12 protein-coding genes are annotated in these 16185 nt (G+C 69.3%); 9 read left to right on the top strand and 3 right to left on the bottom strand.

Features of this window, described 5'->3' with window-relative positions; genetic code table 11:
• The first annotated feature begins 77 nt into the window (after positions 1-77).
• Complete coding sequence (locus tag LCN96_RS29145) at positions 78-1490, top strand: tachylectin-related carbohydrate-binding protein (protein ID WP_225265610.1); 1413 nt, start codon at positions 78-80, stop codon at positions 1488-1490.
• 66 nt (positions 1491-1556) lie between these two features.
• Complete coding sequence (locus tag LCN96_RS29140; RefSeq protein WP_225265609.1) at positions 1557-2990, top strand: tachylectin-related carbohydrate-binding protein; 1434 nt, start codon at positions 1557-1559, stop codon at positions 2988-2990.
• A gap of 127 nt (positions 2991-3117) precedes the next feature.
• Here the strand turns inward: LCN96_RS29140 and LCN96_RS29135 are convergent, their stop codons facing one another.
• Entirely contained in the window at positions 3118-4017 is a 900-nt protein-coding gene (locus tag LCN96_RS29135; protein WP_225265608.1) for a cytochrome P450, read from the bottom strand.
• A gap of 18 nt (positions 4018-4035) precedes the next feature.
• On the opposite strand from LCN96_RS29135, the gene LCN96_RS29130 reads away from it, so the two are divergent.
• Positions 4036-4599: a hypothetical protein gene (locus LCN96_RS29130; RefSeq protein WP_225265607.1), complete on the top strand. Its 564-nt coding sequence runs from the start codon at positions 4036-4038 to the stop codon at positions 4597-4599.
• A 76-nt stretch (positions 4600-4675) separates the two neighbouring features.
• Here LCN96_RS29130 and LCN96_RS29125 read toward each other — a convergent pair whose 3' ends face one another.
• Positions 4676-5446, bottom strand: coding sequence for a FadR/GntR family transcriptional regulator (locus tag LCN96_RS29125; RefSeq protein WP_225265606.1), 771 nt, complete (start codon positions 5444-5446; stop codon positions 4676-4678).
• Between the two features lie 118 nt (positions 5447-5564).
• On the opposite strand from LCN96_RS29125, the gene LCN96_RS29120 reads away from it, so the two are divergent.
• Genes LCN96_RS29120 through LCN96_RS29105 form a run of 4 tightly spaced genes read left to right on the top strand, consistent with a single transcriptional unit; the run spans position 5565 to position 9879 of the window.
• Positions 5565-6842, top strand: coding sequence for an ABC transporter substrate-binding protein (locus tag LCN96_RS29120; RefSeq protein ID WP_225265605.1), 1278 nt, complete (start codon positions 5565-5567; stop codon positions 6840-6842).
• Positions 6843-6846: 4 nt separating this feature from the next.
• A complete protein-coding gene (locus LCN96_RS29115; RefSeq protein ID WP_225265604.1) occupies positions 6847-7878 on the top strand; it encodes a carbohydrate ABC transporter permease in 1032 nt (343 codons plus the stop codon).
• Positions 7878-8705: a carbohydrate ABC transporter permease gene (locus tag LCN96_RS29110; protein WP_225265603.1), complete on the top strand. Its 828-nt coding sequence runs from the start codon at positions 7878-7880 to the stop codon at positions 8703-8705. Before LCN96_RS29115 ends, LCN96_RS29110 begins: the two co-directional genes overlap by 1 nt.
• A gap of 25 nt (positions 8706-8730) precedes the next feature.
• A complete protein-coding gene (locus tag LCN96_RS29105; RefSeq protein ID WP_225265602.1) occupies positions 8731-9879 on the top strand; it encodes a mandelate racemase/muconate lactonizing enzyme family protein in 1149 nt (382 codons plus the stop codon).
• Positions 9880-9931: 52 nt separating this feature from the next.
• Here LCN96_RS29105 and LCN96_RS29100 read toward each other — a convergent pair whose 3' ends face one another.
• Positions 9932-10672, bottom strand: coding sequence for a FadR/GntR family transcriptional regulator (locus tag LCN96_RS29100; RefSeq protein WP_225265601.1), 741 nt, complete (start codon positions 10670-10672; stop codon positions 9932-9934).
• 294 nt (positions 10673-10966) lie between these two features.
• Between LCN96_RS29100 and LCN96_RS29095 the strand changes: the two genes are divergently transcribed.
• On the top strand, positions 10967-13318 hold the full coding sequence (locus LCN96_RS29095; protein WP_225265600.1) for an RICIN domain-containing protein: 2352 nt from the start codon (positions 10967-10969) through the stop codon (positions 13316-13318).
• Positions 13319-13395: 77 nt separating this feature from the next.
• Positions 13396-16179 carry a PQQ-dependent sugar dehydrogenase gene (locus LCN96_RS29090; protein WP_225265599.1) on the top strand — a complete coding sequence of 928 codons (2784 nt, stop codon included), beginning with the start codon at positions 13396-13398 and terminating at the stop codon, positions 16177-16179.
• The last annotated feature ends 6 nt before the right edge of the window (positions 16180-16185 follow it).

Genomic DNA, 16185 nt, shown 5'->3' with positions numbered 1-16185 from the left:
CGCCCTGGCACGGGGCCGGCCACAAGGCGGGCGTCGCAGCCTCGCCGAGGATTCACATGACCGAGAGGAACTGTCGCATGCGCGAAAACCGGCACTCATTCCCGACTGCCATCCCCCGCATATTAGCCATTCTCCTGGGCCTCATCTCCATGGCCGTCACTCAGCTGGTCGTAGCCTCACCGGCCTCGGCCGCGCCGCCGACTCCGGACTTCGGTCCCTCGATCGAGGGCTACGCGCCCAACCAGATTCAGACCACCTGCGACCCTGTCGCCAAGCCCGGCGTGGTGGAGTTCCGCGACCTGCTGAACCGGACGTACGGCACGCACACCACCGGCATCGTCCGCGCCTGCGACTCAGGCGGCACCAGCGAACACAAAGAAGGCAGGGCGCTGGACTACCACTTCAACGTCAACATCCCGGCCCAGGCGGCCGCGGCGGACGATGTCATCAACTGGCTGCTGGCGACCGACAGACACGGCAACGTCAATGCCCTGGCCCGGCGGTTCGGGATCATGTACATCATCTGGAACCGAAGGATCTGGCAAGCAGGCTCCTGGTCCGCCTATACCGGCGCCAGCCCCCACACCGATCACATCCATTTCAGTTTCGGCTGGCCCGGCGCGCGAAAGCAGACGTCCTGGTGGACCGCACCACCTCCTCCGCGTGACCGTTCGGTGAGTGATGTGACCGGTGATGGGTTCGCTGATGTGCTGGCTTATCGGGCCAGTGGGGAGTTGCTGCAGTACAGCAACAACATTCTGATCAATCCGGGTGGGGTGCCCTACACGGGGGGCCGGCCGATCGGGGAGGGGTGGGGTGGTTTCAAGCATGTGCTGGCGGCTGATGTGACGGGTGATGGGTTCGCCGAGGCGATCGCGGTGAACGCTGAGGGGAAGATGTTCCAGTACGACAACAACATTCTGGTCAATCCGGGTGGGGTGCCGTATACGGGTGGCCGGGAGATCGGTCATGGCTGGCAGGGTTTCAAGAGGTTGCTGGCGGCTGATGTCAGTGGTGATGGTTCGGCTGACATTCTGGGGATCAGCGGGGAGAATGATCTGTGGTATTACCCGAATAATCGGGGGAGTAATCCGGGCGGGGTGCCGTTCATGGGTGGCCGGAAGATCGGTGAGGGGTGGGATCGTTTCACGAAGGTGTTACTGGGTGATGTGACCGGCGATCGTTATGCCGATGTGCTGGGGGTGGAGCCCAATGGGCACATGTTCATGTTCCCGAACAACATCGGTGTCTCTCCGGATCGTCCGTATGGTTACAGCGTGGATATCGGGCAGGGCTGGGGCGGTTTCGTGTCGTTGCTGGCGGCCGATGTGAGCGGGGACGGTTCGGCTGATGTGCTCGGGGTCGATCCCGATGGGCAGATGCGGTATTACCCGAACAACAGTGGCAGTAATCCCGGTGGGCTGCCGTTCACCGGTGGTCTGGTGGTCGGGGTGGGCTGGCAGGGCCTGACCATCGCGTCCAGTTCCTGAGCATCTGGTGCCTGACGGTCGGCAGGACCGTCAGGCACCCTCCTTACTCACTTAGAGGAAACCTTCGTGACAACAACTCTGTTCAACGCGCTCAGAATCACCCTCGTAGCGTTATGCGGATTCGGTCTGTTCGCTTCCGGCGCCACGCCCGCTGCCGCCGAACCCGATCCCATTCGCGCTCTCGCGTATCCGCACGACCCCTGTGTGCCCGGCGGGCCGACCGCGAACGACAACGCCGTCGCCGGCCGGCTGAACACGCAGCTGACCGGCAAGCTCCGGGGAGCCATGGACGGATACCGCGTCTCGTGCGCCCGCGTGATAATCAGCACGATCGCGGCCAGGGGCTTACCGCAGCACGCCGGCGTGATCGCCATCACCACGGCCATCGTGGAAAGCGTCCTGGAGAACATCAACGTCGAGATCGATCACGACAGCCTCGGTCTCTTCCAGCAACGGGCAAGCTGGGGCAGCCGGGAAGAGCGGCTGAACCCACCCGTCAGCACCAACAAATTCATCGACAAGATGCTCAGCCTGTTCCCCAGCAATTCCTGGCTCAGCCAACCGATCGGAGTGGTCTGCCAGCGGGTCCAGGTGTCGCAGCTTCCCTCCGCGTATCAGCCCCAGGCTGCGGACGCGGCCATCATCACCGGGGCGCTGTGGCCTCAAAGACCGCGTGACCGTTCGGTGAGTGATGTGACCGGTGATGGGTTCGCTGATGTGCTGGCTTATCGGGCGAGTGGGGAGTTGCTGCAGTACAGCAACAACATTCTGATCAATCCAGGTGGGGTGCCCTACACGGGGGGCCGGCCGATCGGGGAGGGGTGGGGTGGTTTCAAGCATGTGCTGGCGGCTGATGTGACGGGTGATGGGTTCGCCGAGGCGATCGCGGTGAACGCTGAGGGGAAGATGTTCCAGTACGACAACAACATTCTGGTCAATCCGGGTGGGGTGCCGTATACGGGTGGCCGGGAGATCGGTCATGGCTGGCAGGGTTTCAAGAGGTTGCTGGCGGCTGATGTCAGTGGTGATGGTTCGGCTGACATTCTGGGGATCAGCGGGGAGAATGATCTGTGGTATTACCCGAATAATCGGGGGAGTAATCCGGGCGGGGTGCCGTTCATGGGTGGCCGGAAGATCGGTGAGGGGTGGGATCGTTTCACGAAGGTGTTACTGGGTGATGTGACCGGCGATCGTTATGCCGATGTGCTGGGGGTGGAGCCCAATGGGCACATGTTCATGTTCCCGAACAACATCGGTGTCTCTCCGGATCGTCCGTATGGTTACAGCGTGGATATCGGGCAGGGCTGGGGCGGTTTCGTGTCGTTGCTGGCGGCCGATGTGAGCGGGGACGGTTCGGCTGATGTGCTCGGGGTCGATCCCGATGGGCAGATGCGGTATTACCCGAACAACAGTGGCAGTAATCCCGGTGGGCTGCCGTTCACCGGTGGTCTGGTGGTCGGGGTGGGCTGGCAGGGCCTGACCATCGCGTCCAGTTCCTGAGCATCTGGTGCCTGGCGGTCGGCAGGACCGTCAGGCACCCTCCTTGCCCAAGAGAAGGGGTGGGGTTCGCAGCGAAGTCCATGTCCATCACGACCACCCCGGACCATGGTCGATCCTTTCCAGCCGTTCATGGCGAGCCGCCCACCATGCGCACCGGAAGCCTGTCGAACCCCACGTGCCTGCCGTTCTCGTAGCGCCGCGTGACCCGCCCGCGCAACCTCAGCGGAGAGTGGCGCAACAGCTCGACCAGAACCGACTCCAGCTCCGCACGCGCCAGATGGGCACCGAGGCAGAAATGAATGCCGAAGCCGAAGGACAGATGGCGCTGGGGCCGATCCCGGTCCACCCGGAAGCTGCACGGATCCTCGAACACCCGGGGATCATGATTGGCGGCCCCGGTGAGCAGGAGAACTCGTGACCCGGCGGGGATCACCTCGCCTCCCACGGTCGCGTCGCCCTGTGTCAGCCGGGAGCCGTGGTCCACCGGTGGCCACATCCGCAGCGTCTCCTCGACGGCTCGCGGGACGAGGCGGGGCTGCGCGCGCAGCCGGTCGTGCAGGCCCGGTTCCCTGGCCAGGTTCCACATGAGGTGCGACAGGGCGTTCATCGTCGTTTCGTGCCCCGCGATCGCGAAGGCGACGAGCATGACGTGCAGTTCCTCGTCCGTGATCGGCCGTCCCTGGAAGTCGGCGCGGACGAGCGTGGACAGGTAGTCGTCTCCCGGGCGTTCCCTGGCACGACGGATCTCCTGATCGAAGAGCTCGACGAAGGCCGGCCAGAAGCCACCCGGGTGCGAGTCCTTGGGCATCCGCTCCCAGGCGTTGCGGGTCAGCGCGCGAATGCGCCGCTGGGCGTCGCCGGAGAAGCCGACGGCCAGGGACAGGGCCGCCAGCGGCAGCGGAACGGAGACGTCCTCGACGACCTCCCCGCCGCCCGCTTCGACGACCGGGCGGATCAACTCGGCGACCAGACGGTCCAGCGCCGGGCGCAGGGCTCGGACGGTGGCCGAGGTGAACGGGGGCCGCATCAGCTCGCGGTACGCCGTGTGCAGAGGCGGATCGTATCGCCCGGCGCGCTGGTCTACCAGCCCGTCTGGCGCCCCGCGCCCTCGATCCCCCTCCCAGCCGAGAAGATCGTCCTGGTCGGTGGGGGAGAGAAGCTCCGCGCGCTGCTCGCCGAGGAGCTCGGCGGCCGGCTGCACCTGGCCGGCGATCCGGACCTGCTGCCGTCCGTCCCGTCCGCGGTCGCGCTGTTCGCCCCTCAGGAAGCCGTCCAGGAAGGAGCGGACGAGACCGCGCGCGCCGAGGCGACGATCCTGGGCCGGCTGCGCGTGCTCCGCCGCATGGACACCGGCCGGCTGTGGTGCCTGACCACCGGTGTGCGGGAGGCCGCGAGCCGTTCCAGCCTCGGTCGAGCACCGATGTGGGGCTCGCCCGCATCGTGGCGGAGGAGCATCCCGGCAGCTGGGGCGGCCTGGTCGACCTGCCCAGGATGGGCGCGGTACGCGCTCTCCGCCCATCACGCGCTGGTCGAAGTGCCGGACGGGCTTCCGCCGGAGGCCGCGTCGATCGTCCCGGACGCCGTCACCGTGCCAGAGGAGCCGTCGTAGCCGACGATGGCGAACACACGCTCCTCCATGGCACACCCGATCCCGGGGTTGCGGCGCCGGACGTGGATGATCGAAGCTACCGCCGCAGCCGTGCGGGGTCGGCGGTGCCGCTGCGGCGCACCACCCAGGCCTCGGTGATGTGCTGGAACATCGCCTCGGCGGCGCCCTCGGGGTCGTGGGCGGCGATGCGCTCGTAGATGCGGCGGTGGCCGAGGTTCGAGGCCACGCACAAGGCCCGCTCCGTCCGCCCCAGGTAGCGGGCGGTGTTGACGACCTGGCCTTCCAGTGACCGCACGACGCCACGGGCGATGCGGTTGTCGGACGCCCGCATGATCGTGTCGTGGAAGGCGCGGTCGCTCTCGGCGTACGTGGCCGGGTCGTCCACGAGTGCGTCCATCTGATCCACCAGAGCCCGCAGCCGTTCGACGGTGTCCGGCCCGGCCAGGCGGGCGGCGACGTTGGCCATGTCGGACTCCAGCACGCGCCGCGTGACGACGAGGTCGTCGAGGATCGCCAGGCTCTCGTCCTCGGCGATGGTCGCGGTGAGGACGAGCTCGTCGAGCATGTCCCACGTCGCCGGTGGGGTCACCATGGTGCCGGAGCCCTGACGGACCTGCACCAGCCCCTTTTCCTGAAGGATCTTCACGGCCTCCCGCACGACGGTGCGGCTCACGGAGAACGCCTCGCACAACGCCGGCTCGGGGGGCAACGCGCTGCCCGGCGGGTGCACCCCGCGCACGATGCGCTCCACCAGCTCGGCCGTCACCGCCCGGGCGAGACTCGCCGGGCGGCGCACCCAGGCCGGCGGGGCCGGGACACTGCCGGCTGACTCCTGCGATGCCGTCATTTCGCCTCCGGGGACTGGCAAGCAGTATACGCGACACCCTCTTGCCGTCAGACGTCATACGAATTACGTTTGCGGCACTCGGCCGGATCCCGTGGCCGCTCCCAGGAAGCGGGCAACGATGAAGCAGCGAGCGTTATGGTCGGCTCTGATCGCCGCGGCACTGGCCGTGGCCGGCTGTGGGAGCGCGACACGGACGGACTCCCCGCCCGGACAGCCGCAGCAGAGCCAGCGCAAGCTCGTGGTGTGGGACTGGAAGTCCGGTGAAGCGGCCGCCGCGGCCTACATCGAGCAGGCCAGGGCGGACTTCGCCAAGCGGCACCCGGGCGTCACCGTGGAGTTCGTCGCCCAGCCGTTCGACCAGTACTACACCCTGCTCGGCACGGCGATCCAGGCCGGCAAGGGGCCCGACGTCATGCTCTTCAACGGAGGAGGGCAGATCCGCGACCGGGCCGACGCGCTCCTCCCCCTGGACCAGTACGTGGCCGAGGACAGGAGCAGGCTGGCGGGCTGGGACGCGTTCAGCGAGGACGGCAAGGTCTACGCCGCGCCGGTGACCCTGCAAGGGCACCCGATCTACTACAACAAGGCGCTCTACCAGCAGGCCGGGCTCGACCCGGCCACCCCGCCCAGGACCTGGAGCGAGTTCGTCAGCGGCTGCGCGGCCATCAAGAAGGCGACCGGGGCCACCTGCTTCGCGCTCGGCAACAAGGAGGGTTTCGGCATCCAGTTCTTCCTGTCGGGGCTGGGATCCGGCGTTCTCACCCCGCGCGAGTACGACGACTGGATCGCCGGCAAGCGCGACTGGACCTCCCCAGGCGTGAGACGGATCTTCGAGCTGTGGAAGGACGCCGGCGACCAGGGGCTGAACAACGACGGCGCCAACTCCACCGCGATGTTCACCGACGTGTTCCGCCTCTTCCAGACAGGCAAGGCCGCGCACATCATCGGCCTCATGTCGGATATCGGGCACTGGAACGACTTCAAGGAGTTCCTGCCGCCCGATCAGATCGGGGTCATGCGCGCTCCGGTCGTCACCGATGGGGCGGCCCCGAGCCTGCCGTACGACGGCGGTATCGGCTACGCGGTCGCGAAGTGGACCGAGGACCCCGGCCTGGCGGCCGACCTGGTGCGATCCCTGACCTCCACCGGCGCCCTGACGGCCTTCTACACCAAGGCCGGCGCGATCGCGTCCGACACCACGATCGACGTCTCGCAGGCCGGCCCGGCCGTCGCCACGATCGCCTCCGAGATCAAGACCGGCAAGCCGGCCCTGCACGTGGCACTGCCGTCCAAGACCCTCGACGTGATGGGCAGGCTGTCGCAGCAGCTCCTGAGCGGCTCGACCACCGTGGACAAGGCTCTGGAGCAGCTGGCCGCCTCCGATCGGAAGGGCTGACCGCGTGCGCAGCGCAGGACCGTCGTCGTCCGCCCGCCCGGCCGGCCCGGGGCGGGCCGGCGAAGCGGGCGCCGGACAGCGAGGCGCGCGGGCCGGCGGAGCGGGCGCCGGGCGGCGAGGCGTCCGGACGGCGATCCGGCCGCCCGCTCGTGAGGCCCGGCGGTCATCCCGCCAGGCGCGCGCCGAGCGCCTGGCGCCCTACGTGCTGGTGGCCCCGGCCGTACTGATCATCGTGGTGCTGCGCCTGTGGCCGCTGGCCCTGGGCGTCAACTTCTCCTTCACCGGCGACGGCGAGCTCAACGGCACCCCCGTCGGGCTGGGCAACTACCTGGAGCTGGCCGCCGACCCGCTGTTCCGCGTCTCGCTGCGCAACGTCGGGCTGCTGGTGCTGCTGCTGCCCCTGGCGGTGGCGATTCCCGGCCTGCTCGCGACCTTCATCTACCTGCGCGTGCCGGGTCACCGGGTCTACCGCAGCGTCTACTTCTTCCCGGCCGTGCTCTCACCGGTGATCGTCGGCGCCGTCTTCAATCTCATGCTCGGGTACGAGGGCCCGCTGAACTCCCTCCTGGGCACGATCGGGGTAGGCCCCGTCGACTGGCTCGGGGATCCGGGCATCGCCCTGTTCACCGTCGCCGGTGTGCACGTCTGGGCGACGTTCGGGATGGCGCTCGTGGTGTTCCTCGCAGGTTTCAGCACCCTGGACTCCTCGCTGCTGGACGCCGCCCGCGTGGACGGCGCCTCATTGGGCCGCACCGTCTGGCACGTGATCATCCCCAGCCTGACCCGCACCATCCAGTTCGTCTTCGTCACGACGATGATCGGAATGCTGACGTCCATGTTCGGCCTGCTCTTCGTGATGACCAGTGGAGGCCCGGAGGGGGCCACCTACCTGCCGGAGTACTACATCTGGCACCAGCAGGGACAGCTGAACCGGCCGGCGCTCGCCTCGGCGGCCTCGACCGTGCTCTTCGTCGTCATGCTCGTGGTGGGGCTCCTGCAGATCACCCTGCTCCGCCGCGCGGGGAGGCAGGACTGATGCCCGGGGCGCGCCTGGCCAGGTGGGCGGCCGCCGTGCCGATGGCCGCTCTCGCGCTGGCGACGATCTATCCCCTGGTGTTCACCGCCAACGTCGCGATGAAGACGCGCCGCGACTACGTCCTCGACCGGTTCTCCCCGGCGGCCTCCCTGCGCTGGGACAACCTCGCCGAGGCGTGGACCGGCGCCGGGATGGCGCGCTACTTCGTCAACTCGTTCGCCGTCGTCACCTGCGCGGTGGCGCTGCTGCTCCTGCTGGGGTCGATGGCGGGCTTCGCGCTGGCGCGGCTGCGGTTCCGCGGCTCCTCGATGATCTTCCTGGGGTGTCTCGCGGGGCTGTTCGTCCCGTTCCAGGTGATCATGGTCCCGCTCACCCGGGTCATGGCCGACACCGGGCTCATCGACACCTATCCGGGCCTGATCCTGGCCTACGTCGCCCAGTATCTGCCGTTCACCGTCTTCCTGATGACGAGTCACTACCGGACCATCCCGGCGGAGATCGTCGACGCCGCCAGGATCGACGGCAACACGGTGTACGGCGTGTACCGGCGGATCATGCTCCCGCTGGGCGTGCCCGCGCTGCTGTCGGTGGGCATCCTCGACGCCCTGTTCTGCTGGAACGACGTGCTCATCGCCCTGCTCATGATGCCGTCGCCGGAGCACCGCACCCTCATGATCGGGGTCAACGCGCTGCGCGGGCAGTACTCCGGCGACATCCCGGTCTTCGCCTCGGGCGTCCTGATCGCCGCGGTGCCCGTACTGATGATCTATCTGTTCCTCCAGCGGCAGATCGCCGACGGCCTCACCGCCGGTTCCACGAAAGGCTGACATGCGGATCACGGGGTATCGCACCATGACGACGGTCCAGGAATGGGGCCGTCCCGTCGGGGACGTCAACGGCGTCTTCGCCGACGGAGCCGTCCCGGTGCCGCTCGTCATGGTGGACACCGACGAGGGGATCACCGGTGTCGGCCTCGGGCCGCACGTGGAGATCGAGACCGTCTTCGCCGCGATCGACGGCGAGGACCCGCGCGGCGTGGCCGCGCTCTACGACCGCATGCTGCGGCGGACCTTCAAGGCCGGCCACGCCGGCGCCGTCTTCGGCACGATCGGCGCGCTCGACACCGCCCTGTGGGACATCAAGGCCAAGGCGGCCGGTGAGCCGCTCTGGCGCCTGCTCGGCGGGCGTGATCGGCGGGTGCCCGCCTACGCCTCCGGCCTCGACATCGCGCTGACCGACGACGAGCTCGCCGTGCTCTACCAGGGCTACGCCGAGCACGGGCTCCGCGCGGCCAAGATCAAGGGCGGTCTCGACATCGAACGCGACCGGCGCCGCCTGACGCTGGTCCGGGACGTCCTGGCCGAGGCCGGGCACGGCGCGCGGCCGGGCCTGATGCTCGACGTGAACGAGGCCTGGACCCGCAAGCAGGCCGTCCGGCACGTGTGCGAGCTGGAGCGCACCCTGGACCTCACGTGGATCGAGGAGCCGGTGCGGCGGTGGGACGCCGAGGGCCTGGCCACCGTCGGCCGCGGGATCCGCGCGTCCGTCGCCACGGGCGAGAACCTCACCGGGCTGGAGCAGTTCCGCCCGCTGCTGGCCGCGGGGGCCGTGGACATCGTCCAGACGGCCGTCGTGTGGGGGGTGACCCACTTCCTGCGGGTGTCCGCGCTGGCGCACGCCCACGAGCTGCCGGTCAGCCCGATCGGCGCCACCCCCCTCGCGCTGCTGCACGCCGCCACGTCGGTGCCCAACCACCTGGCCAGCGAGTTGCAGGATCTGTCTGCACCGCTCGGGCTGTCGCTCGATCTGCGCGTCGAGGACGGCGCTTTCGTCCTCGGTGACTCGCCGGGTCTCGGCATCACGGTCGAGGAGCAGGCGATCGACGCGTTCCACCGGCCGGCAGCCGGAGCCGCGGAGGGCCCGCACATCCGGCCGGAGCACGCCGGCCGGCGGCTGCTGGCGGTCGCCGGCCACTCCTGCCCGACGCGGTCACCGGGATGAGCGGAGCCCGGCCCGCGTCCGCTCGCCCCCGGCCCCCACCGGGCCGGTCGCCTCAGTGGGAGGAGAAGAAGAGGCGCTGCTGAATCTCCCTGCGGTAGTCGTCGAGGGTGTTGTCGATGTGCGTGGCCGCGGCCTGGGCGGCCGCTTCGGGATCACCGGCGCGGATGGCCTGGTAGATGGCGTCGTGCTCCTCGACGGCCTTGGCGGCGTGCCCGCCCACCGAGCCGCGCAGGCCGATGAGGCTCGACTGCGCCTGCAGCCTGCGCGCCTCCCGGACGGCGACCTGGAGGAACATGTTGTGCGAGGCGGTGGCGATGGCGGTGTGGAAGGCGTCGTCGCCCTCGTTGAACAGCTCCTCGCGTCCGGTCTCGAAGCCTCGGCGGCACAGGCCCGCGGCTTCCTCGACGGCCCTCAGCTCGGCAGGGGTGGCGCGGCGGGCGGCCAGCCGGCTGGTCTCCATCTCCTGTGCCCGGCGGAACTCGAACAGCATGTAGACGTGGTCGAGATCGGTCGGCAGGAAGAAGGGCCCCCAGCGCCCGGAGCCGAACATCCCCTCGTCGTCGGCCACGTACAGGCCGCGGCCCTTCTGGGCGCGCACCCGGCCCAGCGCGGAGAGGATCTTCACCGCCTCCCGCACCACGGTGCGGCTGGTGCCCAGCTCCTGGGCCAGCTCGTTCTCGGTCGGCATGCGGTCGCCCGGACGCAGGCCGAGCTTGACGATCAATTCGAGCACCTGCTCGGCTGCCACCTCGTAACCCGGCCGGTATCCGCTCTCGCGCGGGGTGTCGGTCACCGTGCTCCCTCCTCGCCTTCCCTGCCTGAGTATGACTGATGAGTCGCCACCCGATGAGTACGACTTATATGAACGGTTCATCGCACGGTCGATCCACACCGGGAGGCACGTAGGCGTGGTCTCGGCTGGTAGATGCCGAAATCAGCGCACATTGGTCGAACTCGTCGTGTGCAACTTGAGAAATAGGCCCGCTTAATCTCTTGACGGGTTCCCGTGATCCGAAGGTAATGAGTAGGCAGGCCGGCGCCCCTACCCCCCAAAGGAACGACTGTGCCCTCATCCTCGCCTGTCACGATGCCGAGACCCGCCCTGATCGGCTTCGTCACCGCCGTGCTCACCGCGGCGTTCGCCCTCATCGCCCCCGCCTCCGTGGCCCACGCCGCCACCACGACCCTCTACGCCGCCCCCACCGGCACCGGCACGGCCTGCACCTCCGCCCAGCCGTGCTCGCTGTCGGCGGCGCAGACGGCGGTACGCTCGCTGAACGCCGGCATGTCCGGTGACATCGTCGTGGAGCTGGCCGGCGGGGTGTACCGGCTCTCGGCGCCGCTCCGGCTGACCGCCGCCGACTCCGGCAACCACGGCTACTCCGTCAGGTGGCAGGCCGCCGCGGGCGCCGTCCCCGTCATCAGCGGAGCCAGGGCGGTCACCGGCTGGTCACTGGCGGACTCCGGCAGGAACATCTGGCGCGCCACCGTCGGCGCCGGGATCGACTCCCGGCAGCTGTACGTCGACGGGGCGCTCGCCACCCGGGCGCGCACCGCCGTCAACCGGGCCGACTTCACCGCCAGCAGCACCGGGATGAGGTTCACCAGCAGCGCGCTGAGCTATCTGAACAACCTCGCCAACCAGGGCCGGGTGGAGATGGAGAGCGTCGGCTCGTTCACCGACCGGTACGCGCCCGTGCAGAGCATCAGCGCGAACCTCATCACGATGCGGCAGCCCGCCTGGAGCAACAACAACTTCGGCTACGACACCTTCACCAGCCCGCACCGGGCGGGCCCGCTCTACCTGGTCAACGCCTACGAGTTCCTCGACGCGCCAGGGGAGTGGTACCTGGATCCGGCGACCGGCGCCCTGTCCTACATCCCGCTCGCCGGGCAGAACCCGGGCAACGTCAGCGTGGAACTGCCGGTGCTGCAGTCGCTGCTGCACGTCGGGGGGACCTACGACGCGCCCGCGCACCACCTCACGTTCAGCGGGATCACCTTCACCGGCACGAGCTGGCTCGGCCCCAGCACCGATCAGGGCTACGTGGACCAGCAGACCGGCGCCTACATCGCGGGCAACTGGAGCCGGCCCGCCTTCACCGCCTGCCACCAGGGCTGCCGCGAGTTCGAGGCGACCCGGCCGAACTGGTACCAGATGCCCGCCGCCGTGCAGGTCTCCGCGGCGAACACGATCACCTTCACCGACTCCCGCTTCCTCAACCTGGGGCAGACGGCCATCGGCATCGGCAACGACGCCAACGCGCACGCCAGCGGGGTCGGCCTGGGCGCCACCGACATCACGGTCACCCGGTCGGAGATCGCCCGCAGCTCGGCCGGCGGCGTGGTGGCCGGCGGCGTGCGCGCCGACGCGCACCACCCGGGCGACCAGCGGATGGTCAACCGGAACATCACCGTGACCCACAACCGCATCCACGACCTGGGCCTGGACCACCGGGGCGTCGTCTCGGTCCTGACGACGTACGTCACCGGCACCGACGTCTCCCACAACGAGGTCTACAACCTGCCCTACACCGGCATGTCGATCGGGTACGGCTGGGGCGCCAACGAGCCGGGCGGCAGCACCCACTACGCCGACCGCGGCCTGTACGACTTCCAGCCGCGCTACACCACGCCCACCACCGCCTCCGGCAACCGGCTCGTCGGCAACTACGTGCACGACGTCATGCAGCAGATGACCGACGGCGGCTGCATCTACACGCTCTCGTGGAACCCGGGCGCGGTGATCAGCGACAACCACTGCCTGCGCACCAACGGCTGGTTCGGCATCTACTTCGACGAGGGCTCCAGGTACTACACCGTCAGGAACAACGTGCTGTCGAACACCGGCACCTGGGCCACCGCCAACTACTGGTACGGCGAGAACATGGGCAACTTCACCGTCACCGGCAACTGGTCGACCAACGGCAGCACCAACGTGACCAACGGCGACCGCGGCAACGTGGTGAACAACAACGTCACCGTCGCCAACGGCGCCTGGCCGCCCGGCGCCCAGGCCGTGATCGCGTCCGCCGGCCCCCAGGGCGGGCCTTCCGGCGGCACGAGCGCGCTGCGCGGAGTGGGGTCGAACCGGTGCCTGGACGTCAACGGCGCCTCGCAGGCCAACGGCGCCCAGGCACTGCTGTGGGACTGCCATGGCCAGGCCAACCAGCAGTGGACCTCGACCGCCGCCGGTGAGCTGCGCGTGTACGGCACCAAGTGCCTGGACGTGAACGGCGCCGGCACGGCCGACGGCACCGCGGTGATCATCTGGGACTGCAACGGCCAGAACAACCAGAAGTGGCGCCACAACGCCGACGGCACCATCACCGCCGTCGGGGCGAACAAGTGCCTGGACGTGGGCGGCACCGCCAACGGCACCACGGCCCGCGTCTGGACCTGCAACGGCGGAGCCAACCAGAGGTGGACCCGCGCCTGACCCCGTCCGTCTGGTCTTCCTGTCGCAGGAGGGAACCCCTCATGTCCCGACGTCCGTGGCTCAGCGTGCTGACCACCATGACGCTGCTCATCCCCGCAACACTCGCGCTCGGCACCTCCCCGGCCGGCGCCCTCGACATCCCGCCGTCCGACTACCAGCAGGTGTCGCTCGCGTCGGGCGGCGCGGAGCTGGGCGAGGCGATGTCGCTGGCCGTGCTGCCGAACCGGTCGGTGGTGCACACGGCGCGCGACGGCACGGTGCGGGTCACCGACGCCGCCGGCAACACGAAGGTGGCCGGCCGGCTCAACGTCTACACCCACGACGAGGAGGGCCTGCAGGGCGTGGCGGCCGATCCCGGCTTCGCCTCGAACCGGCACCTGTGGCTCTACTACTCCCCGCGGCTCGGCACGCCGAGCGGTGACGCGCCGAGCACCGGCACGCAGTCCCAGTTCGACCAGTGGAAGGGCGAGCTGTACCTGTCGCGCTTCACCCTGAAGGCGGACGACACTCTCGACCTGGCCAGCGAGAAGGTGGTCCTGCGGGTGCCGAACGATCGCGGCCAGTGCTGTCACGTGGGCGGCGACCTCGACTTCGACGCCGCCGGCAACTTATACCTGACCACCGGCGACGACACCAACCCGTTCGAGTCGAGCGGCTACTCCCCGCTGGACGAGCGCACCAACCGCAACCCGCAGTACGACGCCCAGCGCACCTCCGCCAACACCAACGACCTGCGCGGCAAGCTGCTGCGCATCAAGCCGCAGCCCGACGGCACCTACACCGTCCCCAGTGGCAACCTGTTCCCGCCGGGTACGGCGGGCACCCGGCCGGAGATCTACGCCATGGGCTTCCGCAACCCGTTCCGGATGAGCGTGGACAAGGCGACCGGCATCGTCTACCTCGGCGACTACGGGCCGGACGCGGGCGTGACCAACGCCGGCCGGGGGCCCAGCGGACAGGTGGAGTTCAACCGCGTCACCGGCGCCGGCAACTACGGCTGGCCGTACTGCACCGGCACCAACACCACCGGCGAGACCTACAACGAGTGGAACTTCGCCACCAACACCACCGGCCCCAAATACGACTGCGCGGGCGGCCCGGCCAACAACTCCTTCCGCAACACCGGCCTGGCCACGCTGCCCCCGGCCAAGCCGGCGTGGATCCGGTACGCGGGAGACTCCGGCAGCCCGCCGGAGTTCGGCTCCGGGTCGGAGTCGCCGATGGGCGGCCCGGTCTACCGGTTCGACCCGGCACTGAACTCCCCGGTCAAGTTCCCGCAGGTGCTCGACGGGCGGTACTTCGCCGGCGAGTACGGCCGGCGCTGGATCAAGGCGATCGAGGTCAGGCAGGACGGCGGCTACGGCGAGATCTCGGCCTTCCCGTGGTCCGGCACGCAGGTGATGGACCTGGCCTTCGGCCCCGACGGCGCCCTGTACGTCCTCGACTACGGCACCGGCGCCAACAACCAGGCGCTGTACCGCATCGAGTACATCGGCAGCGCCAACCGCAACCCGATCGCCAGGGCCGCCGCGGACCGGACGTCCGGACCCGCTCCGCTGACCGTGAACTTCTCCTCCTCGGGCAGCTCCGACCCGGAGGGCGGCGCGCTGACGTACGCGTGGAACTTCGGCGACGGCACCACCTCCACGGCGGCGAACCCGAGCAAGACCTACACCACGAACGGCGCCTACACGGCGACGCTCACGGTCCGTGACCCGCAGGGCCTCACCGGCACGGCCAACGTGATCGTGAACGTGGGCAACACCGCGCCCTCGGTCACCCTCACCGTCCCCGCCGACGGGCAGGTGTTCTCCTTCGGCGACACCGTCCCCTTCCAGGTCACCGTCACCGACCCGGAGGACGGCACGGTCGACTGCACGAAGGTCACCGTCGCCTACCTGCTCGGCCACGACAGCCACCGCCACCAGATCACCTCCAGGACCGGCTGCTCGGGCTCCATCGCGGTCCCGGTGGACGGCGAGCACGACGCGGCGGCCAACATCTACGGCGTCTTCGAGGCCTCCTACACCGACGCGGGCGGCCTGACCTCGACCAGCGCCCGGGTGCTGCAGCCCAGGCACCGGCAGGCCGAGCACTTCGGCGCCCAGCAGGGCGTCCAGCCGGCCGACCACGCCACCGCGGAGGGCGGCAGGACGACCGGCTTCATCGACGACGGCGACTGGATCTCCTTCCAGCCGTACAGCCTGGCCGGCGCGACGCGGATCACCGCCCGGGTGTCGTCGGCCGGCGCGGGCGGCCGCATCGAGGTACGGGCCGGCTCGGCGACCGGCACCCTGCTGGGCACGGCGAACGTGACGAGCACCGGCGGCTGGGACACCTTCACCGACGTCTCGGCGAACCTCAGCGGCGCGCCGTCCGGCACGACCACGCTGTACCTGGTCTTCCGCGGCCCGGCCGGGCAGGGCTACCTGTTCGACGTCGACTCCTTCACCTTCGACACCGGCACCCCGCCCACGGGCGGCACGAGCGCGCTGCGCGGCGTGGGGTCGAACCGGTGCCTGGACGTCAACGGCGCCTCGCAGGCCAACGGCGCCCAGGCACTGCTGTGGGACTGCAACGGTCAGGCCAACCAGCAGTGGACCTCGACCGCCGCCGGTGAGCTGCGCGTGTACGGCACCAAGTGCCTGGACGTGAACGGGGCCGGCACCGCCGACGGCACCGCGGTGATCATCTGGGACTGCAACGGCCAGAACAACCAGAAGTGGCGCATGAACGCCGACGGCACGATCACCGCCGTCGGGGCGAACAAGTGCCTGGACGTGGGCGGCACCGCCAACGGCACCAGGGCCCGCATCTGGACCTGCGGCGGAGGAACCAACCAGCGCTGGACCCGCGTCTGAAAGGGA

The sequence above is a fragment of the Nonomuraea gerenzanensis genome, assembly GCF_020215645.1.
Classification (GTDB): Bacteria; Actinomycetota; Actinomycetes; order Streptosporangiales; family Streptosporangiaceae; genus Nonomuraea; species Nonomuraea gerenzanensis.
The sequence above is the reverse complement of the archived record's forward strand: the minus strand, read 5'-3'. Positions and strand labels throughout refer to the sequence as shown.